The organism is Paenibacillus sp. FSL P2-0121, from assembly GCF_037975345.1.
Taxonomy (GTDB): Bacteria; Bacillota; Bacilli; order Paenibacillales; family Paenibacillaceae; genus Paenibacillus_AQ; species Paenibacillus_AQ odorifer.
In genome coordinates this window covers 2,938,419-2,964,076 of sequence record NZ_CP150245.1, presented here as the reverse complement: position 1 = coordinate 2,964,076, position 25,658 = coordinate 2,938,419, and the positions used below count along the sequence as shown (strand labels likewise).

The window sequence follows — 25,658 nt, the reverse complement described above, 5'->3', positions numbered from 1 at the left end:
CTTTAGGTAGCGCTTTCATTGGTTAAATTTTCTCAAATATTCCGTGATTATTGAATACAAAAAACCGTCTTGTTTGTTCAATAATCAGTTCGCTTGAGGGGGTTTCATGAAATCTGTAGGGGTCTGGCCGGTTACTTTTTTAAAAACCTGACTGAAATATTGTGCATTCCCACCGAAGCCGAACATTTCAGCCAGCTCAAATACTCTTACATCCCCACTTCTCAAAATATGCTCCGATGCTTTAGCAATCCGGTAATTGGTTACGTAATTCGAGAATTTCTCTCCGGTAATTTTCTTGAATATTTTGCCTAGATAGTCGGGATTCATATATAACATTTCAGCAGCGACCGAGCTAAGCGACAGCTCTGCATTCTTGTAATCCTCTGCGATAATTTTGAACATTTTGTCTACAATAAGCGATTGCCGGGAACTAAAATGTCGGTCATACATCGCTGTTAAGCGAACCGCTGCCTCTTTGACGTATGCTTTTAAACCTCCCAAGGTTCTAATTTCGGCAAGCTCCGCCAAGCCCGATGTGAAGCTGTTTCTTTCATCAGGGACTGCTAAACGAATCATAGCGGAATATAACTGTAAAACATATGAACGCGTCACGTTAATATCTAACCGTTCATCCGCGAGCAAGTTGAATAATCGTTCCAATTCCAGCTCTACCGTATTTTGGTCACCTGCTTTGATTAGTAGACAAATATGCTCTTCATCTAGCTCGATATCATTTCTTCCACTTAGCTCATCACTTGGGATATCACTCCCGGTAATCAAACCGCCCGCCTCCAAATAAAAACGATGGTTCAGGCATTGCAAGGTCTGACGATACAATCTCCGGGAATGAATCATAAGGTCAGCATCACTAATCGCGATTGTCACATCCATTTTATAAAACTTGCAGAATACCTCTCTTACTTCAGCGATACGTTTAAGCAAGGGGCTATTCTGCACCGTATTTCCTTCGTCTTCCAGTAATATTAATAAATGACCGCCTATCGTCGCACTCAGGAGTGTTTCCTGAAGTACGTCCTGGGCAATATTTTGCAGAGCGAACAATTGCTCATATTCGTAAGAACCTTCTAGTCGGAACAGGAGCAAGCGTACCGTTTTGTCATTGAGTTCAATGCCGAATAATTCCTGATAGTACTCTAGATCCTGACTTCCATAAGTTTTGTTAGAGATCCATTCCTTCAAAAACTGTTCTTTCACATGGGGCAATACCTTCTGAAGACGTTGTTTCATGCTATTTACGAATTCGCCCCGGCTCTTCTGTTCATCGAGCTCTGCTACCAGCTCAACCAGCGCTTCATGGATCTGATTCTCATTGCACGGCTTTAAAAGATAATGTTTGACCCCGTTCTGCATAGCAATACAAGCATAATCAAAATCCTTATAACCAGTCAGCATAACGAATTTCACATCTGGAAATCGTTCACTGCATTTTTGCACCAGTCCCAAACCATCTAAACCAGGCATAGAAATATCCGTAATCACTATTTCAGGGCTAAGCTCCTCTATTTTCACCAAAGCCTCAATCCCGTTCCACGCCGTGCCTACAAGCTCTGTTCCCGCTCGTCCCCAGTCCACAACCTGCGATATCCCTTCCAGAATCAAGCGTTCATCATCCACCAACAGCAGTTTATACATTCTCTAGCACTCCTTTTAAGTAAGGTATACGCACATGTATAGTTGTTCCTTGACCCGGTTCACTTTCTATGGAAGTGCCCCATTCAGGGCCGAAGACGATTTGAATCCGTTCCGCGATGTTAGCTAAGCCGATGCCTTCTCCACGGGTCTTAACTCTTCCCATCTGCAAATCTTTGATAAATTCAGCGCTCATTCCCGGTCCATTATCACTGACTCTGATATCGAGCCCCTGCTCATCTTCACTAACTGTTATAGAAATGGTACACGGTTCAATATTAGGCTCTAGTGCATAGCGGATAGCATTTTCGATTAAAGGCTGCAAGGTCAGCTTCGGAATCAAAGCGTCATGCAGATGTTCAGGTACATCCATCCGGAAATCAAGCCTCTCATCAAACCGTGTTTTCTGGATAATGACATAATTGCGCACGATAGTGATCTCTTTTTCAAGTGTAATCAGCGGATCCTTTAGACCAATAGAGCTGCGGAACAAGTAACCGAGCGCTTCTACCATTTCTGAGATTTTGGCTTGTTTGTTCATTTTGGCTAACCAGTTGATTGATTCCAGTGTATTGTACAAAAAATGCGGATTAATCTGGGCCTGCAAAGCTTTTAGCTCTGTCTCTCTAATAATCAGCTGCTTCGCATAGTTCTCATCAATAAGCTCTCTGATCCTGCGGATCATCATTTTAAAAGTCCGGTTTAGCTGACTAACCTCGTCCTGCGCAGTCTGTGAAACCACACCTAATGACTGTTCCTCCAGATTGTCCAGATCGCCTTTCTCGATTTGCTTCATTTTTTTGGTCAGCTTAGAGATCGGACGTACAATACTGCGAGCAAGCCTGTAGCCTAAAAGGAGACCAATTAATAAGATTAGTGCGAATATGATGACGACCAGCTTTTTGACAAAAGTAATATGTTTGAACATCTCATTAAATGGAGTGGCATTGATGTAGATCCAATCTATATAAGATGATTTCGTCTTGGTTATAAAGTAGGTACCTTCTTGATATTTGGCCGTGCGATATAGCTCCGGACGTTCTGTCTCTTCTTTAAGCTCTTCTGGCAAAAGAATTGGCGCTTCAGGATAGATTGCCTGTCCCGTCGTGGCATCAACTGCGATTAATTGGTCAGTATCGCTCGTACTATCCGCAATGATTAGATCGATCCGAATACGGATCACGAGTGTTCCCAGATCATCCAGCGTAAACGTTGACCCTGTATAAGATTTAATCTGCCGAACCGCCAAAAGTGAATTTCTGTTTCCTTGCGGATACCACACTATACTCCCGCTAGCTTCCGCAGCTAACGGCTTTAACTGATCCTGCAGATCCTGTGATACTCCTTCACGATTGCCCGCAGTCATTACTCCGCCACTCGTATCCATCAGCATCATGGAATAAACGTATTTCTCTGCCCCTGCAAAAGCAACCAGCCTGTTTATGATCTTGTTATGTAGAACTTGTCTTTCATAAGGCTGTGGATCATTCTGCAATTGGCGCAGGCATTCTTGAATTTGCTCATCAGACACCACTGTAAAAGAAAGCTGATCCAATTCTCTTAGGGCATTTTCGATGCTAATGGAGGACATCCCCAGTACCTCAGAGGCCTTTTCATAAATTTGCTTGTCATAGATACGATACACATATTGTAAAACGGTCAAAGAGAATAAAAAGGAAAGTAGAAGCAAAAAGGAAATAATCAGTATCATTTTGTTGAAAATGCCCGAACTTCTGTAAGCGCTAACATTTTTCCAAATCATCTGCATTCTCCGCTCCCTAAATATGATAATTTTCATTTATTATCACTATAATTCCATTATAAACCATAATGTTCCATTTGGGTAAATTTACGTGAACTGAAAGATAAGGATAGTATAATGGCTCGGCGAAAAAATTCCTATGTAAAAAAGGGCTCGAAATGAAATCCAGAATCAGACTTCACTTCAAGCCCTTATATTGAGCTACCTTCACACCTACAACTGACTAGCCAAGCATCATTCGGTCATCTGCCAATTTATGTCCGCTGATTGTCTCGAATTCTCCGAGCAGCCGTTCTACAGTAAGATCTTTTTTACGTTCCTCATCGATATCCAAAATAATACGGCCCTTATCCATCATGATCAGACGATTGCCAAGACGAATGGCCTGTTCCATGTTATGAGTAACCATTAGGGTGGTTAACTTCATCTCACGGACAATGGACTCTGTAAGTTTAGTAATCAGCTCCGCACGAGAAGGGTCAAGGGCTGCTGTATGTTCATCTAAAAGTAAAATTTGCGGTTGAGTAAAGGTCGCCATTAGCAGACTTAGCGCTTGTCTCTCTCCACCTGACAACAACCCTACTTTTGCCCGCAGGCGATCCTCCAGCCCAATCCCCAGACGGCTTAGCTCATTGCGAAACAAAGCTCTTTTAGCTTTATTTACGCCAAAGGTTAACCCTCTGCTTTTGCCTCTTTTATAAGCCATAGCTAAATTTTCTTCAATCGTCATATGTGGAGCCGTACCCGCCATTGGGTCCTGAAAGACACGGCCAATCCAACGACTCCGTTGAAATTCCGCCAAATGGCTGATTGAATTTCCCTCAATGCTGGCTGTACCCAGATCCGGCTTCATGACACCGGAAATAATGTTCATCAACGTAGATTTACCAGCTCCATTACTTCCAATGATGGTGACAAAATCACCGGGAAGAAGCTCCAAGTCAATGCCGAGCAGCGCTATTTTCTCATCGGGTGTTCCGGGATTGAACAGCTTAGATACGTTCTCCAGTTTAAGCATCGATGGTGCCTCCTCTCTTGCTGCTTAGCGCCTGCTCAGCTAATTCAACGGAACGCCTCCGCGCCATATTCTTCTGCTTCAGGAAACGCTGAATCGACGGGAATACAAGAGCGAAAATAACGATAATTGCTGTGATCAGCTTAAGATCCGAAGCTTTCAGCCACGGTACCCGCAAGGCAAGAGCAACTACGATCCGGTAAACTATGGATCCGAGCACAACAGCCAATGTGGCCCGAAATACATTTTTAGCACCGAATATGGCTTCACCGATGATCACCGAAGCTAACCCGATTACAATCATCCCAATACCCATAGAGGAATCCGCAAAAGAAGAATACTGAGTGATTAGCGCCCCCGAGAGCGCCACCATTCCATTGGATAAACTGACGCCAAGAATAGTGGTATTATCCGTGTTTACACCCAGACTGCGGATCATTCTTGCATTATCTCCAGTAGCCCGCAGCGCAAGTCCAAGATCTGTACGCAGGAATAAATCCATTACTATTTTCACAAAAACAACTACAAACGGCAGTACGAGCAGAGGATCAATGGAAGTGAACAAGGTAGTGTCGCCCATTAAAGACCAGTTCGGTTTGCCACCAAATATCCGCAGATTAATGGAATAGAGTGCAATCATCATCAAAATCCCGGATAACAGTCCATTAATCTTGCCTTTCGTATGTAATAGGCCCGTACACATTCCTGCCAGCATTCCACCAGCAATAGCGGCCAGGGTAGCAAGCCATGGTGCATAACCGTTAGTAATCATAACAGCGGCAATGGCACCACCAGTGGTAAAGCTCCCATCTACAGTCAAATCAGGGAAATCAAGAATACGAAAGGTAATGTATACACCTAAAGCCATAAATGCGTAAAGCAGTCCCATTTCAACGGCCCCGAGCATCGAATTTAACATAGATGACTTCCTCCTTCGAGCGGAAAGGGGCGTTCTCACGAAATCGCCCCTATATAATGGCTTATTGAATAATATTGTTAGCTTGATCGGCAACTTCTGCCTTCATTGCATCAGTCACTTCTATGCCTTGCGCTGCTGCAGATTTCAGGTTAAGAATGAGATCGAGTTTTTCTTGCATGGTTACTTTCATATCAGCTGGCTTTTTACCATTTTTCAAAATATCCACGGCCATTTGACCCACTTGATAGCCATGATCGAAATATTTAAAACCAACGGTGGCGAAAGCTCCCTTTTCAACCGTATCACGGTCACTGGAGAAGAAGGGAATTTTCTTGTCATTAGCTGTTTGAATAATGGTATCCACTGCACTTACGACTGTGTTATCCAAAGTAATGTAGAATGCATCTACACGACCCACAAGTGATTCTGCAGCTTGTTTGACTTCAGAGGTATTCGTGATGGCAGCCTTCACTAGCTCGATTCCATGTTTATCCAACTCTTTTTTAGCAATCTCAGCCATAATTACTGCATTTGGTTCACCTTCATTAATAACGATGCCCAGCTTTTTCACGTTAGGAAATTGGGTAGCTATAAATTGCATTAATCTGTTAATCGCTTCGGGATTGGTGTCCGATACCCCTGATACATTGCCACCTGGATGCTCCAGATCCGTGACAATCTTTGCGTCGAGTGGGTCAGTTACGGCTGCGAATAAAATCGGTGTATCCTTACTTGCTTTGCTGAGTGCTTGAACAATTGATTGAGCGGAAGGCGTTGCAATTGCCAATACCAAATCATTAGAGTCAGCGGCAATCTTTTGAGCAATGGACAAGTTATTCGCTTGATCAGCCTGAGCATTCTCAAGGTCAACCTTCAGGTTCTCACCTTCAACGATTCCTGCATCCTTCAAAGCAGCGAGAATTCCTTCACGTGTAGCATCAAGTGAGGGGTGCTCCACATATTGCGAGATCGCAATTTTGTACGTTTTTGAATCTGCTGCTCCTGCATTCGTAGGGGAATTACCGGAATTCGCTGCATTTCCTGCGTTTCCCGCAGTGTTATTGTTACCACAACCAGCTGCTACGAGCATGAAGCATAAGCTTAATCCCGCCAAAATGTTTCTCATTTTCATCAAAGTACCCCATTTCATTAGTTTATTAACGCATACATCAAGGTGAGCGACTCAGCATTATCACTTTTATCGATAAAAGCATTAAAGCATAAGCTTACACGTACCTCACATTAATGATAGAAATCTATTAAACCTATATTATATGGAGGTTGTTTATCCGTCAATCACTTATCATATTTCCATAGATTTCAAATTCTGAAGAATATATGACATCAAAACAGGTAATGCTTGGTTGTCTCTTACAGCGATTGCCTTCGTTTCTTTTACATAAAAAAAATCGCCCTGCACAAACTGAATTTACAGTTTGAAGATGGAGCGTGTTAAATGGCTAATAATCACAAAAGACTACTAACCACCGCTACTGTATTGCTTGCTGTCGCTTTAACGAGTTCATCCTGCGGTTATTCATCTCAATCGCAAAAACCTAAGGTTAACGCGCTAACTCCTGATGGAACAAATGCCTCCAGTTATTATGAACAATCTGCAATTACCGACGCTCAGGGAAAGTATTGGATTCCACTTAAGCCTGCGGTTACTTCGCTCGGATATCGGATGAAAGATGATGGTTCTAGTGATGGATACACTAAAATCGGTTATAGCGATGTTATGTATATGCTGCGCCCTGGCTCACCACAGGTATTCTCACTTGGGGAAAAAATCACACTGCCACAAGCCCCTAGACGGCAAGAAGGGCAAATCTATATCACCCCTTTAGCCTTGTCCAAATTTCTGCAAACAGAAGTAGGCTGGAATCCCCAGTCGGGTGAGATAAACATTGCTACACCGTCCGAACGTAAGACTATCGAAAAATTATCGACGGTCGAATCCACGAGTGAATCTAGATCTTTACGCATTCAAAGTATTTCTGAAGCGGATAAAAAGGAGTTAGTCGCTTTTGCCAAAAATTTCTTAGGTGTACCCTACGACTTTGGCGCTGGATCTTATGAAGAAACCAAAAAATTTGATTGCTCTTCTTTTACAAGGCATGTTTTCAAAAAATTCGGTGTCAGCTTACCTCGTTTAGCTAAAGATCAAGATAATTTAGGTACTCGTGTAAGTCGAAGCGAACTGGATGTAGGGGATCTTATCTTTTTTACCGTTCCCGGCCGATTTGAAAGTGATGCTATACCTGGTCATGTCGGTATTTACATTGGAGACGGAAAGTTTATCCACACTTGGGGTGAACCCGGAGTTCAGATCAGTGACCTCGACTCGGGTTATTGGAGTAATGTAATCCTCCACATGCAACGTGTTTTATAAGCTTCCCATACTTTAAAAGAAATCATTCAAAAAGCCTGAATCCCTATTGAAGGGATTCAGGCTTTTTGACTACAACTCTTAACCAAATTCTTAATCCCAGCTCTTGCCCCTTCCGCTTATCCGGACAAACAGCTTTACAAGTTCTACTATGACAATAATCGCTACAGCTGCTGCACATACTATTCCCCACTGTATTCCACTTAAATGTGAGACACCAAACCAGTCGTTTAAGCCCGGGATGATGATCACAAGCACAAGCATTAGTATAGAGATCAGCGACGCCCATAACATATACCGATTGCTGAACCAACCGATCTGGAATAGCGATTTTTTATTGGATCTGACGTTAAAAGCATGGGCAATTTGCAGTAATCCTAATGTGGCAAAGGCCATTGTAACCGCAATGCCTTCATTGTAATGCGTATGCGCCCATTGGTACACAAATAACGTAAGTGCCGCTTCTATAATCCCTTGATATATTATCCCGATCCCAACGCCGCCAGCAAAAATGCTACTGCTTGCTTTACGCGGCTTCTTCGTCATTACATCCTCACCGGCTTTCTCAAGCCCTAGGGCAAGTGCAGGTAAAGTATCCGTAACGAGATTAATCCACAGGATATGGATCGGCTCTAGAATACGCCAACCAATCATAGTGGCAATAAATAATGTCAGCACTTCCCCAAGGTTAGCGGAGAGAAGGAACTGGATTGCTTTGCGGATATTGCTGTAAACTTTCCGTCCTTCTTCAACGGCAACAACTATAGTCGTAAAGTTATCGTCGGCAAGCACCATATCTGATACACCCTTGGCAACATCCGTTCCGGTTATCCCCATGCCCACACCGATGTCGGATGATTTAAGTGCAGGAGCATCATTTACACCATCTCCGGTCATCGCCACAATTTTTCCTTTTTGCCGCCAAGCCTTAACGATACGCACCTTGTGTTCAGGAGAGACGCGTGCATAAACCGAATAACCGGTAACCTTCTCCGCAAATTCCTCTTCGCTGAATTTATCCAGCTCACTGCCCGTTAATACACCTGATTCATCTTCAATAATCCCTAATCTTTTGGCAATAGCCGCTGCTGTATCACGATGATCCCCTGTAATCATTACAGGTCTTATTCCCGCTTTACGGCAGATGGCTACCGCATCCCGTACTTCCTCACGCGGAGGGTCTATCATACCAACCAAACCAATAAATACTAACTCTATCTCCGTGGTATCTGGTGAAAGATCGGTCGGCAGCTGCTCCTCATCTCGGAAAGCAAACGCCAACACTCGAAGTGCGTCATTTGCGAGCATTTTATTACTCTCCATGATATTCCGCTTATGTTCGTCTTGTAGAGGTACAATTTCTCCATCCACATAAATATGGCTGCATTTAGACAAAAGTACATCTGGTGCACCCTTTGTCAGCACACGATATCGACCATCTTCTACCTCATGAATCGTTGTCATCAGCTTGCGATCAGAGTCAAAAGGCAGCTCATTTTTACGTGGATATTTCTTTTCAAGCTCCCTTTTGTCAGTACCTATACTAAGCGCATAATCGACTAACGCGGTCTCCGTCGGATCGCCGATGATTGCTTTTCCGCTCTTGGTTTGGGGATCCTTGGTTCCAGCTTTTGCTTCAGTTTCACTAGGAGTCTTTCCTTCGTCAATGCTGGAGTCATTACAAAGCGTCATAGCTTGAAACAATAACTCACCACCAGGAATCCCTTCAAGTCCTGCACTGGAATCAATGGTCTTTCCGTTGACATGTACTTTTTCGACAGTCATTTTATTTAATGTTAAAGTACCTGTCTTATCGGAGCATATAATCTCTGTACTTCCGAGTGTCTCCACCGCAGGAAGCTTGCGAATGATCGCTTTTCGTCCCGCCATTCGCTGCACACCAAGCGCGAGAATGATCGTAACAATTGCTGGCAGCCCTTCCGGGATAGCCGCTACCGCAAGTGAGATCGAGGTTAGTAGCATATCCATTAGCTCTCTTCCCTCGAAGATCCCAACGGCAAAGATAATCACGCAAACGCCAAGAATAATAAAGGTGAAATATTTCCCTAGTTCATCCAGCTTTTTTTGCAGCGGTGTTACATCATTATCTTCCTCCGAGATAAAACCGGCAATTCTACCGACCTCCGTCTGCATTCCTGTTGTTGTAACGACACCAACCGCCCGGCCATAAGTAACACTGCTGCTCATGTAAGCCATATTGGTGCGGTCTCCGATTACAATGTCGCTGCCTTCAAGCACACCGGCCCGCTTTTCTGATGGCAATGATTCTCCTGTAAGCGCGGCTTCCTCCGTCTTTAACGATGCGGCTTCCAAAAGTCTTATATCCGCCGGAACTACATTTCCGGCTTCCAGTAATACGATATCCCCGGGAACGAGGTCTTCACTTTTTATCTCAGTAACCTGACCGGAACGTCTTACTCTGGCATGCGGAGAGGACATGCTTTTAAGCGCATCGAGTGCCTGCTCCGCCTTATTTTCCTGAATAACTCCAAGCACCGCGTTCAGAATGACTACAAGCAAAATAATAATCGTATCCGTCCATTCCCCCAAAACTCCTGACAATACAGCTGCTACTAGCAAAATAAAGATCATTACATTTTTAAATTGTTCGATAAACTTTTCTAATAGCGATTTAGTCTTCGCTTCTTGCAGTACATTCTTCCCATATCGCTCCAGAAGTTTAGCTGCTTCATCGGAAGATAAACCCTCTTTCCGAGTTTCCAGCCTATTCAGCACTTCTTCCTCGCTCAGTGTATGGAAGGGTACCAGCCCTTGCGATTGTGAATTATTTGAATTCAAGACCATAGCCTCCTTCCAGAATTGAGATCTGGTAAAACCTCTCATATGAGTTTTACCCAAAACAGGCATGGTGATTCTTGAATGGTATGTACTTTTTTAGAAATTTAGATGTTCTTTCTTCAAATCGCGATTGAAGCTTTTAAACCTAGTCCCTTGATACAGGAGTTCACCTCGGTCACCTTCTACAATCAGGCCAAAATCCTGATCTCTTACCTGCAACTCTAAACGAGAGCCATCGGCAAACTCAAAGGTAACATAATAACTAGTATTTGCTCTCGATTCACCGGATCCACCCCATACCTCGGTTCGTTTGGTGACCGCTGTGCAGTTTGCTTTTATCAAGGGACTTGCGTTATTGGACATCCAGATTCTCACTGATTTAACAATTATAAAAACGAAAAAGCCAAGAAAAAGCAAAGCAAATAATTTAAAAAACAGTGGCATCTCATGAATGAAACTTCCGAAAAAGCTGCGCTCATCAAAACCGTTAAAATCCTGCCATTCGCTCAAATTTATCCCTCCTGACTGAAACAAGATAATAAAAGTTATCTATGCTGCGAAATACGTCATTTTTCCCGTTCGGTTTCATGTTTTCATCATCTATATATGAATTTTTTTCACAAAACAATTTGGATTCAAAGGAAAAGGTATGGTATGCTTTTTATACTACATACAGTTGGGAGGTGTTATTTCGGTGCAATATATAGCGCATTTATCACTACATTGGTTTCTTCGTATAGTCCTAATTCTGGGAATGATGTTCTCTTTTCCACCTGCCTGGTCTGGAGGATTATTCACTACGGAGCAAGAATCAACGACATCCGAAATTGAACGCTACGAGCGAAAGTTTACACCTCCCGTAAGGATTGCACCTCAAATAACCCCTCAGGTAGGAGCCATCAAAATAACTGAACAGTGGGGAGCGAAGTCACTTGCGGTAATTGCAATACTCCCTGTACTTTCTTTACTGTTCCGTCCAGTGATTTATAAATTCCTGCTTCGACTGCGGCTGTACCTGTTAAAATTCACGTCTCATTTTCTAATTTCACTCCACTAACGAAGTTCACCTCTGCCCTAAATGAATGTCGGCTGAAGGGAATTTAGAACTTCAATTGATAAAAATCTTAGGTTCATGAATTATAGAGATGCGGATTTCCCGGTGGGTATACATGCTCGCATTGCTCATCATCCACTGGAAGAAAGCAAGTATCTTGGCTGAACCATGTTCTGGATATCCGTTCCGGAGCGCTTTTACATTAGTAATATTCGCAGCACTATTCTTGATTGCCGGATTCTCCGAGAGCACTCGTCTAGCAGACAGAAGTTATTGGCGCACTACTAGTGGACTTTTCCTCGCTGAAACCGAACATGTGAGACGAATTGAAAAGCTCGTGATCCTATTTCGTTATTTCTTAGGTGCCATCTTCTTCTTCAGCTTGAGACTGAGGTACATCCGCCTACCTTAGGCGGTGAGGCGCTCTGGTACTCCCTTGCAGCAGTTATCGTTATGCTGATTGGCAACTTCGTTGCAGGCTTGCTGGCCGGACGTAGCGTTGGTCACAGCCTTCATGCTTCATCTATCATGGGATGCCTATAGTCTCACGGGATAAACTTTAAATTGTTTTAGCCAATTTGGGTAAAGAAAGCGGAGTGCTGGCTAGTCTTCACTATTTGCAGCCATTTGCAGCCATTTGCGGCATTTTCAACCTTTCGCAGACATTCGCAGACATTCGCAGACATTCGCAGACATTTACAGCCTTTCGCAGCCATTTGCAGCCATTTGCAGACATTCGCAGCCATTTACAGCCTTTCGCAGCCATTTGCAGACATTTGCAGACATTCGCAGACATTTACGTGCTGATCCATGTTGTCCTTGGACATTGTCTGACGAAGGAATCTAAATAGATTTATAAAATAATGGATAAAGTATTCAACTTTGAGAAACGACATGATGCACGAATATCCAAAAAATCTGCCATAGCCACTGAAAATGAGTAAGGTCGTTTCCCCTGTTGAAGGAGGAAAAACTATGCAGAACAAAATAAATCAACGTCAACAGCTACAAAGAAGCTCTACCTTCCGAGTTCTCACAGTCATTGCCGGCGCATTGCTTGCTGCTGTAGGATTGGAATTATTTTTAATGCCACATGGCCTTGTTGTCGGCGGGATTACAGGTTTATCCGCATTATTCGCTCATACTACTGAAATGCAGCTTGGATTGTTTCTATTTCTATTCAATCTGCCCTTTATATTTATGTCGCGAAAGCAAGTAAATCTCCGCTTTGCTCTTTACACTGTTTTGGGATTAACCTGCCTAACCATCGCGTCTCTTGCGCTGCATCGTTTTCCTGCTGTGATTAGCGATCCTTTACCTGCCGCAATGGCAGGAGGCATCTGTCTTGGAGTAGGTATTGGAATATCTGTGAGATTCGGCGGTGTAAATAAACAAGCCAGTGACCAGGGGTATTCTCTGCTGAGCGGCGGACCTCCAAAGTCAACGGAAGTCGTTATTATGATCCTGAACTGTGCAATTCTGCTTTTTGCAGGTACATTGTTCGGTTGGGAGCAAGCAATGTATTCTATTATTGCCTACCTGCTGGCTTTCGAAGGTGTTCGTATCTCACTACGGGGATTATCCCACTCCCGCACTGCTTGGATTACCAGCAGCCGATGTTTGGACATTCAACAAGCAATCGCAAGCTCCCTAAACCGAGAAGCTGCGATTGCTGAAGGTTCAGGGCAAGATGGAGAGGTTAGCACGTTGTTTTGTCTGACGAACAGAATGGAAGAAGAGCATCTTCGGGCACTCGTTCTACAGTGTGATTCAGAGAGCCAAATTGTGTTTAGATCAGCCACTAAAGATCATAGACAAACACGCTTACACGAATAAAAAGAAGGGAGCGCCCTTAAGCCATGAATATGGCTGGAACGCTCCCTTCTTTTTGAATTTAGCCTTTGATCGCAACCAATTTTTCTGCGCGAGACCTAATTTCTTGAGCGAAGACTCCTTTTTTTTGTTTGAGACCCAAAACTTCTTGATCGAAGCCTCAAACTCCTTGTGTGAGGCCACAAACTTCGCTTAATCTAACATGTTTGCGCGATTGAGGCAGCTATCGGACACAGGAGACCTTATACGCGAAATAATCCTGAATTTTGGATGCTATCGGACCCCATAGCTCCTATTGGCACAAAAAACGCCAACTACGAGTCTATTTCTTATGAATAACTGCACTGGGGTCCGAAACCTTGCTCCAAAGGCGATATATTTGCGAATAACGTCATTGGAGTCCGAATGCCACAGCGGATGATCATGATTCGGCGGAAACGGACGATAGATGAACATGATTCGGGGGCAACGGACGATGGGTGAATGTGATTCGGCGGGATCGGATAGTGGATGAACAAGATTCGGTGGGAACCGACGGAAGATGAATGTGATTCGGTAGCATCGGACAGTGGATGAACAAGATTCGGTGGGAACCGACGGAAGATGAATGTGATTCGGTGGCATCGGACACAGCGGACCTTATACGCGAAATTACCCTGAATTTCAGATGCTATCGGACCCCATAGCCCCTATTGGCACAAAAAACGCCAACTATGAGCCTATTTCTTATGAATAACTGCACTGGAGTCCGAAACCTTGCTCCAAAGGCGATATATTTGTAAATAACGTCATTGGAGTCCGAATGCCACAGCGGATGATCATGATTCGGCGGGATCGACTTGCGGATGAACAAGATTCGGTGGTACCCGACAGCAGATGAACTTGATTCGGTAGCATCAGACGATGGATAAACATAATTCAGCGGTACCCCACGGCAGATGAATGGAATTCGGTGGCATCGGACACAGCGGGCCTTATGCGCGGAATTATCCTGAATTTCAGATGCTATCGGACCCCATAGCCCCTATTGGCACAAAAACACCAACTACGAGTCTATTTCTTATGAATAACTGCACTGGAGTCCGAAACCTTGCTCCAAAAGCGATATATTTGTAAATAACGTCATTGGAGTCCGAATACCTCAGCGGATGAACATAATTTGGCGGGATCGACTTGCGGATGAACATGATTCGGGGTCAGCGGACGGTGGATGAACTTGATTCGGCGGGATCGGACAGTGGATGAACATGATTCGGCGACATCGGACGGCGGATGACTATGATTCGGTGGTATTAGACGTAGGATGGATATAATTCGGCGGTATCGGATAGCGAATGATCATATTTCTACGGTATTGGACAACGGTTGACTATGATTCAGTGGCATCTGACGAAGGTTGACCATGATTCGGTGGCATCAAACGATGGATGAACATCATTCAGCGGTACCGGACGACGAATGACCACGATTCGGTGGCATCGGTTGTCCAGAATAGAAACGTATTGCAGCTTGCCGTAACTGCGACCAAAAACGCAAAGCAGCGATCCTCCAGTAATAGGAGGATCGCTGCTTGCAGACTGTCACATACGATGAAAAAACCATCTATGGACAACCCCTACTTTTCATTTAATCCGCTACTTAACGGAACATTCCCCACAAGCGGATTAAATGAAAGGTGTTGTTCGGATCGATTTTCTGCGCGATGATAAACTTTACAATTTGTTCTTCCTGTGTCGAGGTCAATTTCTCGTTCAATACACCTGACGCTTTTCGTACCAATCTGCGAACAACCGCAGGATCCTGCAGCTCCTGTTTCGAGATGCCCTCAATCATACTTTTGATACGATCCTTCACAGTCGAGTTTTTCATCTTCAGCTTGATGCGATCCACCAACTGAGGGCTAATTCCGAATTGTTGATAACCCAAGTGTAGCACCTCCCGTCATATCCAATCTTTCACAGTATATGAGCCTTCGGTGCTACATGTGCCTAGTTAGTCAATTAATTCTCCTTGGAAGATCTGTTCACTCTGTAAATAATGCCGAAGAGATGCATATTCAGGTGATGTCCAAAAGGCTTCATCCTTAAGCAGCTCAGCAACATCATCCCGCGCCTGCTCGAGAATTTCAAAGTCAGCCGTCATATCTGCCAGCCGAAACTCCGGTAATCCACTCTGCTTTGTCCCAAAAAAGTCCCCCGGACCACGCAGCTCCAAATCCCTTCGGGAAATCTCAAATCCGTCATCCGTATCGGTCATGGCAGTCATTCGCTCACGTCCGATTTCAGATTTTGGATCAGCTACCAACACACAAAAAGAGGCATGCTGCCCTCTTCCTACCCGTCCACGCAGCTGGTGCAGCTGTGACAGGCCAAAACGATCCGCATCCATAATGATCATCAATGTAGCATTAGGAACGTCTACACCCACCTCCACCACCGTAGTGGACACAAGCAGCTGTAGCTCATTGTTATAAAACGCCCGCATCACTTCATCTTTTTCAGCGGGAGTCATTTTACCATGTAAAAGCCCAACTTTATAGCTAGGGAAAGCTTGGCTCATCTGAATATGCAAATCAATAGCATTCTGCACATCCAGCTTCTCGGACTCTTCAATAAGCGGACAGATCAGATAAGCTTGACGACCGAGATCAATTTCACGCTTAATCAGATTCAGCACACGATCCATGAGATCATGCTTTACCCAGTAGCTAGTTATTGGCACCCGGCCTTTCGGCCTCTCAGATAAAGTGGATACATCCATATCGCCAAAAACAGAGATGGCTAGCGTACGAGGAATAGGCGTCGCCGTCATCGTCAGTACATCCGGATTATATCCTTTACGCCGCAATACACCACGCTGATTCACACCAAAACGATGCTGCTCGTCAGTTACTACAAGTCCCAGATCACGGAAAAATACATCCTCCTGAATCAAAGCATGTGTTCCTACCACGATATCAAGCATCCCCATTTGCAACGAGGCCAATAATTCTTTACGTTTTCGGCCAGTCACACTGCCCGTCAGGAGTCCTACAGTAATCCCAAACGGCTCAAACATTCTGGTAAGTGAACGCATATGCTGCTCTGCTAAAATCTCTGTAGGCACCATAAGTGCGCCCTGAAAACCAGATCTTACCGTAGCAAAAAGCGCCACTGCCGCAAGCACTGTTTTACCCGAGCCAACATCTCCTTGCAGCAGACGATTCATGCAATATGGTGAACGCAGATCATGTAAAATCTCCAGCTCTACACGTTTCTGTGCATCTGTAAGCTCAAAGGGCAGACTGCGAACGAACTGGCGTACCGTCGCGTTATCCACTGTGTGGACTACCCCATCCATCCGCCCGCGGTTCAGAACCCTGAACGCTTGCATCTTCAACTGGAACAGGAATAGTTCCTCATACACCATCCTACGGCGCCCCTGCTGCCCTTCACGAGTGTCCTCAGGCCTATGAATAGTGGCAATGGCCCGTTTACGCGGCATGAAGTCATATTCCCTCATAATAGAATGCGGTAAAATTTCTGGAATCAGATCCCCATACTGCTGAAGTCCCTGATTAATAACCTTCCTGATCCACGACTGCGTGATCTTGCCACCTACTGAATAGACCGGCTGCAGTGTTCCCGTCTTCCCTTCACCACGATCCGGAAATTCATAATCAGTCACTGTAATCTGATTGCGCTTCTGATCCCATTTGCCGGTCAGCACAATTTCCCGTCCCACAGTGAGTTGCTCTCTTACGTAATGGCGGTTAAACCAGGTTGCTGTGAACATCCAGGGCTCTGCAACCATCTTACAGCTAAGACGAGACTTGCCGCCAAAGCGCTGCAGCACAGGGATACCGATCACTTTTGCCTCAACGGTCACTTTATCCCCGTGTTTAGTCTCGCTAAGCGAGCGGGGCCGATAATCCTCGTAGCGGAACGGATAATACTCTAATAAATCCTTTACTGTAAAGACGCCAAAGGCGTGAAGCTCGCTTTGCTTTTGAGCACTCACGCCAGTTATGTTTTTTACTTCAATTTGATTTAATGCCAGTGTCATATTTATCCCTCATTTTGCAGGCCAAATGAACACAGCTAATGTACCGTTACCGACATGGCTGCCCACGACAGGGCCGACGTTCGTCAGCACTTTTTCTTCCAAGGTGAAGTGTCCTGCAAGCTCATTCAGGAACTCCTCGCCGGAAGCCGGTTCAGCCGTATGACCCACGGCCACATTGATTTTGTTTACACCCTGCAGATCCCGCTTGAACAGTTCAATCATACGGGCGACAGCCTTCTTACGGCCTCTAACTTTCTCCACCGCATAAATAATTCCATCTGCATCAATGGACAGGATCGGCTTAATATTCAGAAGTGTCCCCAGAATAGCGGAGGCTTTCCCAATTCTCCCGCCTTTTTGTAAATATTCAAGTGTATCTACTAAGAAGTAAAGCTTACGCGATTGACGTAGGCTTTCTACAGCCTCAAGTATCTCTTCAGGTCCTTTGCCCTCAGCAGACATTCTGGCAGCTTCCACTACCATAAATCCAAAACCATAAGAAGCGGAGAGAGAATCCACAACAGTGATTCCTTCTCCCTCTTCCTCCAGCATCGATTTAGCCAGCAATGCAGATTGATAAGTCCCGCTCAGTCCAGAAGAAATATGAAAGGAAAGGATAGAACAGCCCGGGTTACGCTCCAGAATACTGCGGTACACATTCATATATTCAACCGGTGAGGGTTGAGAAGTAGTCGGCAGCTGTGAGGTACGGGGAAGACGCTCATAGAACTGCTCCGGAGTCATATCCAGATTGTCCCTAAAAGCCTCTTCGCCGAACATTAAGGTCAACGGTACTACCTCAATTCCGTACGTTTCCGCCATTGCTGGCGGGATATCTGAAGTGCTGTCGGTGACGATAATGGTACGATTCATGGATTTTCTCCCCCAAGCTATAATTTTGCCAACTACGCAATAGCAAATTTCTACTCCATTGTTAAAGAACCATTAGTTCCTATCTATGGCTCTACAGAGAACAGATAATAATACAGGGGTTGGCCACCCTCATGAATCTCAACTTCCACATTCGGATAAGTCTCTTCCAGCCACTCACTCAAAGAATCAGTAGCCTCGGATTCTGTTTCTGCACCAATAAGGATCGTGACGATTTCGTCGCCATTCTCCAGCATGTTGGATAACAGCGCCTGACTTGCAGCTAAAAGATCATCTGCCGCAGCAACAATTTTGGAATTAGAAATCCCAATAAATTGGCCCGACTTAATCTCCAGCTCATCAAAGCTTGTATCACGCACAGCGTTCGTTACTTGTCCGGATTTCACATGAGAGATTGCTTCCAGCATATTCTCAGAATTAGTCTCCACAGCATCTTCCTCTTGGAACGCAAAAGCTGCTGCTATTCCCTGTGGAATACTTTTACTTGGAATCACCGTAATCTCACGTTCGCCTTCTAGAAGATCTTTAGCTTGTTGAGCGGCAAGAACAATGTTCGAGTTATTCGGCAAAATATAAACATGCTTCGCAGATATAGAAGAAATCGCGTTCACGAAATCCTCCGTGCTAGGATTCATTGTTTGACCACCAGCAAGGACTACGTCCACTCCAAGGCTTTTGAAAATATCAGCAATACCTGCGCCAGAAGATACCGCAATGAAGCCGTAAGGTGCCAAATCATCAGCTGGTGGCTCAGCAGGAGACATTTGCACTGCACTCTTCTCATTCGGCATATCAGCGAACACATCAGGCATTGGTGCAATATCCATGCCCGCAGTCAACAGGTCACGATGCTGCTCTCGCATATTAAGAATATGAATCTGCGTGATCTCCCCATAAAGAAGAGCCAAGTTCATCACTTCACCCGGAGCCTTAGAGTGCACATGCACTTTAATCGTCTCATCATCCGAAATTACAATAATGGAATCGCCATTAACTGACAACGCTTTCCTAAAAGCTTCCTCATCAAAATTAGTTCTCACGTTAACGCCTAACTGGCGATTAATGAAAAACTCCATATCATATAGAAATTCTATATCTTCAGTAGATAGCTGTGACTGTGCAGAAGACTGTACAGAAAACAGTTCATTTTCAGGTTTCGTTAACACGGGTTTAGGCGCTGGTGCAACTGGTGTGTGGGTTTGTCCTTGCACAGATTCAGACAGACCGGTACTTCCGTTCGTCAGATGCTGGTGAAACCCTTCATAAATGTAGACCAAACCTTGACCGCCAGAATCTACAACACCGACTTGCTTCAATACAGGTAATTGCTCAGGCGTATAAGCTAAGGCTTCTTTTGCTTTGGCTAATACCTCTGTCATCAGCTCCACAACGTCAGTAGTACGGCGGGCATAATAAACAGCATGTCTTGCAGCCTCTTTAGCTACAGTAAGAATAGTTCCCTCTACAGGCTTTACAACTGCTTTATACGCAGCGTCCACTCCGGTTTGCAGCGCAGCAGCGAACTGCTGTGTGTTAAGCTCATCATGTTGAGCCGCATACCTGCTAAACCCTCTGAATAACTGGGACAAAATAACGCCGGAATTCCCGCGAGCTCCCATTAATAAGCCCTTGGAGAGTACACCTGCACATTGGCCCACAGAAGTGGTGTTATTTTTCTTTAATTCATTCGCACCTGCGGTCATCGTCAAATTCATGTTTGTACCGGTATCTCCGTCTGGGACCGGAAAAACATTTAGGGAATTGACGTGTTCTGCATGCTGTTGCAGCTTATCCGCTCCAGCCAATACCATAGCGGTAAAATCTGTTCCGTTTATAGAACGCTTACTCAATTGAGAATTCCCCTTCCTAACTTCATGCCTAATCATTCTATGATTAACAGGACATAATGCACTAATTTACATTGTACTATAAGTATTAAAAGAAATAAATGTTTTTGAATCGGTTGACGTAGCAAAATTTGCTGTGATATTATAGATAAGTATTGTTTATGCAGGTGTTAGGAATAAGGAGGTGTAATCTATGTCCCGCAAATGTGCAGTAACAGGCAAGAAACCGAGCAGCGGCAACCACGTGTCTCACGCTAATAACCGCAACCGTCGTTCTTGGGGAGTTAACGTTCAGAAGGTCCGTATCCTCGTGAACGGTAAACCAAAACGCGTGTACGTCAGCACCCGTGCTTTGAAAGCCGGTAAAGTTGAACGCGTTTAGTCTTTAGCAATTTTTAAGACCGAACGATAACTTATATGAAGCAAAAAGCACCCTTTACATTTGTAAGGTGCTTTTTTTCATGTTTTCTTTTCTGTTAGAGGCTTAACTCTTCTGAAATGTGTTCAATATTGCTTTAACAAAACCTCCCAAAAACCTTGGCAGCTTAAACGTGTAAAATTTCATGATTTACCCTCCCATCAATTCATGCCGTACGCAGGAGACTTTCCTCTTGTCAATAACGGAAACGAACTGCAGTCCTCCCTGCCAAAACAAAAAAAGGCTACATGAGATTTCTGCTCATGTAACCATATTTATGCACCGAGGACTTGGCCTATACCTCTAGTCTCAATCGCCTATTTTTTAACGCAGTGCTGATTCGGCTGCTTCTCGAATTCCTCGGATCGCCGCAGCACGATCACTCCGGCCAAAAACTGCATTCCCCGCTACCAAAACATCGGCTCCAGCTGCCACAACCAATGGTGCTGTATCTTCCGATACTCCACCATCTACTTCGATCAATAAATCTGGATTCACTTCATTCGCCCATTCTCGAATTTGAGTGATTTTGCGCAAAGTGTTAGGAATGAATGCTTGACCACCAAAGCCTGGATTAACGGTCATCACCAGAATCATATCCACATCCTCTAGCACCTCACGCACCGCTGAAGCCGGAGTACCCGGATTAATTGCTACACTTGCCTTCAGCCCCAGTTCCTTGATCTGATGAACCACACGATGCAAATGAACGCATGCCTCAGCGTGAACGGTGATCACACTTGCACCTGCTGCAGCAAAATCAGGGATATAACGTTCTGGTGACTCAATCATCAAGTGAACATCAAGAGGCAGCTTGGTATGTAACGATACAGCTTTTACAATAGGTGGACCCAACGTGATATTCGGCACAAAATGACCGTCCATTACATCCACATGTATCCAATCTCCACCACTGGCTTCCGCCTCTGCAACTTCTGGACCTAAACGCGCGAAATCCGCCGACAATAAAGATGGTGCTATTCGTATCATGATGTTAGTACCTCCGCTTTTTATCTTTCATTTCATTAAAAAACAGTTTGTAATGATCATAGCGACTATCCGCAATTTTCCCTGCTTTCCAAGCCTCTATTACACGGCAGCCTGGTTCATGCTGATGACTGCAGCCCCGGAACTTACAATCGGATGCGTATTGAGCAAATTCACGAAAACAAGTGGACAGCTCTTCTACACCAAGCTCCAAGAAATCAAGCTGACTAAAACCTGGGGTATCTGCAACAAAACCTCCACCACCAATATCCATCAGCTCCACATGACGGGTCGTATGACGACCACGTCCCAATCGTAAACTGATCTCTCCAGTCTCCAGTTTAAGCCCTGGAACAATACGATTCAATAAGGTGGACTTACCAACCCCGGATTGACCCGCAAATACGCTGATGCCTCCAGTAAGCCTTTGTCTTAGCTCATCGCTTCCGGCACCAGTAAGTGAACTTGTGACCATCACTTCATATCCGATATCCTCATAAAGTTCTTTAACATAACGGGTAGCTTCACCATCATCATCCGCCAAATCCTGTTTAGTCAGAACAATTAGGGGTTCCAGACCCGAATGCTCAATATGAACTAGAAACTTGTCCAACAGATTCAGGTTCATATCGGGCTCCCGAACGGAGAATAAAAGCACTGCGAGCTTAACATTCGCTACAGGTGGACGAATCAGTTCAGATTCTCTAGGTAGAAGTTCATCCACCATTCCTTCTCCATGCTCAGTAAGGATATAAATAACCCGATCTCCAACTAGCGGAGCGATCCCTTTTTTCTTGAGAATTCCTCGGCCTCTGCATTGAACAGAATGCTCTTCAGTCGCAATTAATCCTTCGCGGAGCGGTTTCACATAATAATAACCGCTTAACGCCTTAACAATTATTCCTTCAGGCATACATAGTGAGCCTTCCTCTCCTGATTTTACGAAAATGACCCAAGTCTGATATCCCCGGGTCATTTCGCTACGCCAACCGTTCAGGTTAAACCCTGTTTAGTTGTTGTTTTTATCTTTAGATTTATCCTTGCCTTTATTGTTGTGCTTATTATTGCCATTATTAGTCGATTCACTATTTATAGAACTATTGTTTACGAACCCTGTCTGATTCACCGCCCCGTTATTCCCTCCGTCATTCTCTGAACCTGAACCCGGCAAGATCTCCGGTTCAATCGTAGGTTCAATTGTAGGCGTAGGTTCAGCAGAAGGTGTTGGAGTTGGCTGTGGTGTTGCTATAACTGGTGGTTCAGGCTCCTGAACGGTTCCGTTCTTCGCATCGATATAAGGAATGACATAAGTGTCCAAAAGCACACCGTCACGGGTAACAATAACCGAACCATCTTTATTAGGAGCCAATACTAGATTAACGGATAACACTTGGCTCTTTCCAATGGTACGTGTTCCCCAATCCTGTTTCTCTCCATTATTGCGTGCATCCACGAATTCGATACGAATCTTGCTCTTTTTCCCATCCTGAGCAGGAGCGACTGGCACATTAAAGGTATAATTCAGGGCTTCAGGTGGATAACCTGTACTTAAGTAAATCGTAATCGCTGTTCCAGGTGGAACAGAAGTACCTGTCCCTTTATCAAATGCCCAAGTCTTTGTTACTTTACCTTCTTCAATGCTGAAGCTGGATTCTTTCTTCACTTCTCCAAGAACAAGCTTGGCACCTTCAAGCAGCGCCTTTGCCTCACTCTCCGTCTTACCGATGAGATCTGGCAACAGTACACTTTCTTCTCCTTTACTAACGTAAAGGGTGATTTGAACCGTCTCAGGATCGAATTCAGTATTTAATGCAGGGTCAGATTTTACAATGAGACCTTCATCTGTATTTTCGTCATAGAGAGGTTTATTATCAATCCTGTCTTGGGCTACACCCAGCGCCATCAATGCCTTAACCGCATCATCAAAGCTCTTGTTAACTACATCTGGCATCTTGGGTAATGGCTTAGCCGTATTCACAGTGAGTATAAGGGACGCTCCTTTTTTCACTTTGGCATCCTTTTCCCTACTCTGCTTAATGACCACATTCTCTTCAAAATTCGGACTGTAGTCATACAGAATAGGATCAGCAACCTCAAGCCCCAAATCCTCAAGCTCAGTTTGTGCTTGTTCTATCTGTTTACCTACTACATAAGGAACGGAAACCTCAGGAACAACTAGCTGTGATTTAACGTACCATACGAGACTGGCCATAGCCAACAGCAACAGTAAGGTAAGCCCAATCCATAATGTGGGTTTTGCCCATTGTTTTTTACCTTTGCTTGAAGGCACCGGTTCATCATCTTCATCACGAACCATCCGTTCCTCACGATGATTACGATTACCATTGCTTCTTTGAATCGGTTTTATCGCCGGGATAACCCGCGTACGATCCTCATCTTCTTCATCGTTGAACAGAATCTTCGCCTCACTGCGGCGCTCCGGCAATAAGCATGTTTCCAAATCCTGTAACATTTCTTTGGCAGAGTCGTACCGCTCCTCCGGGTTTTTACGCATTGATCTCAGAATTACATTCTCAACGCTTTGCGGAATGAGTGGATTCAGAAGTTTTGGCTCTTCAAACTCTTCTTGCAGATGTTTTAAAGCTACACTAATCGGACTCTCTCCCAAGAAGGGCAGGCTTCCAGTAAGCATTTGATAAAGTACAATACCTAATGAATACAAGTCAGACTTTTCTCCTGTAGAGACACCTTTGGCATGCTCTGGCGAGAAATAATGTACTGAACCAACCACAGAACCGGTCTGTGTTATGGTTGTTGACGTAACTGCTCGGGCAATCCCAAAGTCGGTTACTTTCACCCGTCCATTGCGTCCGATCAGGATATTATGTGGTTTTATATCACGATGAATAATTTGATTCTGATGCGCATGATCTAGGGCATCACAGATTTGTGAAGCGATCCGTACGGATTCATCAACCTGCAATGGCGCTCGTTCTTTTATAATTTCATTAAGATTCTGACCCTCAATATACTCCATGACAATGTAATGAATTTCGTCTTCTTGTCCTACATCGTATATGCTGACGACATTCGGATGAGACAAAGATGCGGCAGACTGCGCCTCACGCCTAAAACGGCGAATAAATTCCTCGTCATGCACAAACTGATTGCGCAATACTTTGATGGCGACATTTCGGTTTAAAAGAATGTCATGTGCTCTATAGACGAGCGCCATTCCACCTCCGCCGATCCGTTCGATGACTTGGTAACGGCCGCCCAATTCGTGACCGATCATCAATCCCACTCCTTTGTTTCGGGCACAGCGGCCTCTCCATGATGTTCTAACAAAGCGACGCTAATATTATCGCCACCGCCGGCGAGCAGTGCCAGCTGAAGTAAACGGTCCGCTCTTTCCTCTAACGATATCTCATGTATACCTGCTACTTTGCCTAAATGCTCATTTGTGACAAAGTTGCTTAAACCATCGCTGCATAGAAGCAAAATTTCCCCTGGTAGCAGAGCTATAGGCGCCATATCAACCTCAACCTCAGCGTCTGTTCCAAGTGCCCTCGTCAGCACATTACGACGCGGATGATTATCCAATTCCTCCACACTGATCTGACCGTTCTTGAACAGCTCATTGACTAGCGTATGATCCTCGGTTAGTTGAACTGCCGCACTGTCTTTTATTAAATAGGCTCTGCTGTCTCCGATATGGCCAATATATCCGTTTGATCCATTCAAAAGAACAGCAACGACAGTAGTACCCATATTATGATACTTATCGTCACCGGAAGCCTCCCTGAACACAGTGCTGTTAGCTTCCAAAATAGCAGCTGACAACGCATCACGCAGAGCTTCGTCTTGAAGTTCAGGCTCTAACCCGTCCAGGTTATTCCTCATTGTCTCCAAAGCGAGCCTGCTTGCGGTTTCACCAGCCTGATGTCCACCCATCCCATCGGCAATAATACCGAGTGTATAACCGTGGCGCGTCGCGCCGATCCAGACCGAATCCTCATTGACAGAGCGCACTCGGCCAATATCGCTGGCATGAACTGTTCTGATCAA

At 44.7% G+C, this 25,658-nt stretch carries 21 protein-coding genes; 5 read left to right on the top strand and 16 right to left on the bottom strand.

What is annotated here, in order from left to right:
* Positions 1-84: 84 nt before the first annotated feature.
* The 5 genes from MKY54_RS12995 to MKY54_RS12975 all read right to left on the bottom strand — a co-directional run bounded on the left by MKY54_RS12995 (position 85) and on the right by MKY54_RS12975 (position 6,478).
* Entirely contained in the window at positions 85-1,653 is a 1,569-nt protein-coding gene (locus tag MKY54_RS12995) for a response regulator (RefSeq protein ID WP_076183420.1), read from the bottom strand.
* Positions 1,646-3,412 carry a sensor histidine kinase gene (locus tag MKY54_RS12990; protein ID WP_339190676.1) on the bottom strand — a complete coding sequence of 589 codons (1,767 nt, stop codon included), beginning with the start codon at positions 3,410-3,412 and terminating at the stop codon, positions 1,646-1,648. Before MKY54_RS12990 ends, MKY54_RS12995 begins: the two co-directional genes overlap by 8 nt.
* A 223-nt stretch (positions 3,413-3,635) precedes the next feature.
* Positions 3,636-4,430 (bottom strand): ABC transporter ATP-binding protein, encoded by a 795-nt coding sequence (locus tag MKY54_RS12985; protein ID WP_076125889.1) that lies wholly within the window; start codon positions 4,428-4,430, stop codon positions 3,636-3,638.
* Entirely contained in the window at positions 4,423-5,346 is a 924-nt protein-coding gene (locus tag MKY54_RS12980; RefSeq protein WP_339190674.1) for an ABC transporter permease, read from the bottom strand. The genes MKY54_RS12985 and MKY54_RS12980 overlap by 8 nt, the downstream gene beginning before the upstream one ends.
* A 61-nt stretch (positions 5,347-5,407) precedes the next feature.
* Entirely contained in the window at positions 5,408-6,478 is a 1,071-nt protein-coding gene (locus MKY54_RS12975) for an ABC transporter substrate-binding protein (RefSeq protein ID WP_339190672.1), read from the bottom strand.
* 324 nt (positions 6,479-6,802) lie between these two features.
* On the opposite strand from MKY54_RS12975, the gene MKY54_RS12970 reads away from it, so the two are divergent.
* Complete coding sequence (locus MKY54_RS12970; RefSeq protein WP_339190670.1) at positions 6,803-7,738, top strand: NlpC/P60 family protein; 936 nt, start codon at positions 6,803-6,805, stop codon at positions 7,736-7,738.
* A 90-nt stretch (positions 7,739-7,828) separates the two neighbouring features.
* Here the strand turns inward: MKY54_RS12970 and MKY54_RS12965 are convergent, their stop codons facing one another.
* Entirely contained in the window at positions 7,829-10,525 is a 2,697-nt protein-coding gene (locus tag MKY54_RS12965; RefSeq protein WP_339191187.1) for a calcium-translocating P-type ATPase, SERCA-type, read from the bottom strand.
* A 126-nt stretch (positions 10,526-10,651) separates the two neighbouring features.
* A complete protein-coding gene (locus tag MKY54_RS12960; RefSeq protein ID WP_235219531.1) occupies positions 10,652-11,065 on the bottom strand; it encodes a DUF2500 domain-containing protein in 414 nt (137 codons plus the stop codon).
* Between the two features lie 184 nt (positions 11,066-11,249).
* Here MKY54_RS12960 and MKY54_RS12955 point away from each other — a divergent pair, with 184 nt between their 5' ends.
* The 3 genes from MKY54_RS12955 to MKY54_RS12945 all read left to right on the top strand — a co-directional run bounded on the left by MKY54_RS12955 (position 11,250) and on the right by MKY54_RS12945 (position 13,445).
* Positions 11,250-11,612: a hypothetical protein gene (locus MKY54_RS12955; protein ID WP_339190668.1), complete on the top strand. Its 363-nt coding sequence runs from the start codon at positions 11,250-11,252 to the stop codon at positions 11,610-11,612.
* A gap of 575 nt (positions 11,613-12,187) precedes the next feature.
* Positions 12,188-12,460 carry a hypothetical protein gene (locus tag MKY54_RS12950; RefSeq protein ID WP_339190666.1) on the top strand — a complete coding sequence of 91 codons (273 nt, stop codon included), beginning with the start codon at positions 12,188-12,190 and terminating at the stop codon, positions 12,458-12,460.
* A 124-nt stretch (positions 12,461-12,584) separates the two neighbouring features.
* Positions 12,585-13,445, top strand: coding sequence for a YitT family protein (locus MKY54_RS12945; protein WP_076125880.1), 861 nt, complete (start codon positions 12,585-12,587; stop codon positions 13,443-13,445).
* Between the two features lie 1,635 nt (positions 13,446-15,080).
* Here MKY54_RS12945 and MKY54_RS12940 read toward each other — a convergent pair.
* The 4 genes from MKY54_RS12940 to MKY54_RS12925 form a co-directional block, all read right to left on the bottom strand.
* Entirely contained in the window at positions 15,081-15,368 is a 288-nt protein-coding gene (locus MKY54_RS12940; RefSeq protein ID WP_036686212.1) for a stage VI sporulation protein F, read from the bottom strand.
* 66 nt (positions 15,369-15,434) lie between these two features.
* Positions 15,435-17,486, bottom strand: a complete 2,052-nt coding sequence (gene recG, locus MKY54_RS12935) for an ATP-dependent DNA helicase RecG (RefSeq protein WP_036686210.1) — start codon at positions 17,484-17,486, stop codon at positions 15,435-15,437.
* Between the two features lie 9 nt (positions 17,487-17,495).
* Entirely contained in the window at positions 17,496-18,359 is an 864-nt protein-coding gene (locus tag MKY54_RS12930) for a DegV family protein (RefSeq protein ID WP_076129154.1), read from the bottom strand.
* An 83-nt stretch (positions 18,360-18,442) separates the two neighbouring features.
* A complete protein-coding gene (locus MKY54_RS12925; RefSeq protein WP_076136154.1) occupies positions 18,443-20,227 on the bottom strand; it encodes a DAK2 domain-containing protein in 1,785 nt (594 codons plus the stop codon).
* Between the two features lie 190 nt (positions 20,228-20,417).
* Between MKY54_RS12925 and rpmB the strand changes: the two genes are divergently transcribed.
* On the top strand, positions 20,418-20,606 hold the full coding sequence (rpmB, locus tag MKY54_RS12920) for a 50S ribosomal protein L28 (protein ID WP_036686205.1): 189 nt from the start codon (positions 20,418-20,420) through the stop codon (positions 20,604-20,606).
* A gap of 102 nt (positions 20,607-20,708) precedes the next feature.
* Here the strand turns inward: rpmB and spoVM are convergent, their stop codons facing one another.
* The 5 genes from spoVM to MKY54_RS12895 all read right to left on the bottom strand — a co-directional run bounded on the left by spoVM (position 20,709) and on the right by MKY54_RS12895 (position 25,658).
* Positions 20,709-20,789 carry a stage V sporulation protein SpoVM gene (gene spoVM / locus MKY54_RS12915; protein WP_020431362.1) on the bottom strand — a complete coding sequence of 27 codons (81 nt, stop codon included), beginning with the start codon at positions 20,787-20,789 and terminating at the stop codon, positions 20,709-20,711.
* Between the two features lie 177 nt (positions 20,790-20,966).
* A complete protein-coding gene (gene rpe, locus MKY54_RS12910; protein WP_076280357.1) occupies positions 20,967-21,632 on the bottom strand; it encodes a ribulose-phosphate 3-epimerase in 666 nt (221 codons plus the stop codon).
* Between the two features lie 4 nt (positions 21,633-21,636).
* On the bottom strand, positions 21,637-22,542 hold the full coding sequence (rsgA, locus tag MKY54_RS12905; RefSeq protein WP_036686201.1) for a ribosome small subunit-dependent GTPase A: 906 nt from the start codon (positions 22,540-22,542) through the stop codon (positions 21,637-21,639).
* A 96-nt stretch (positions 22,543-22,638) separates the two neighbouring features.
* Entirely contained in the window at positions 22,639-24,885 is a 2,247-nt protein-coding gene (gene pknB, locus MKY54_RS12900) for a Stk1 family PASTA domain-containing Ser/Thr kinase (RefSeq protein ID WP_076179563.1), read from the bottom strand.
* A complete protein-coding gene (locus MKY54_RS12895; RefSeq protein ID WP_076129149.1) occupies positions 24,885-25,658 on the bottom strand; it encodes a Stp1/IreP family PP2C-type Ser/Thr phosphatase in 774 nt (257 codons plus the stop codon). Before MKY54_RS12895 ends, pknB begins: the two co-directional genes overlap by 1 nt.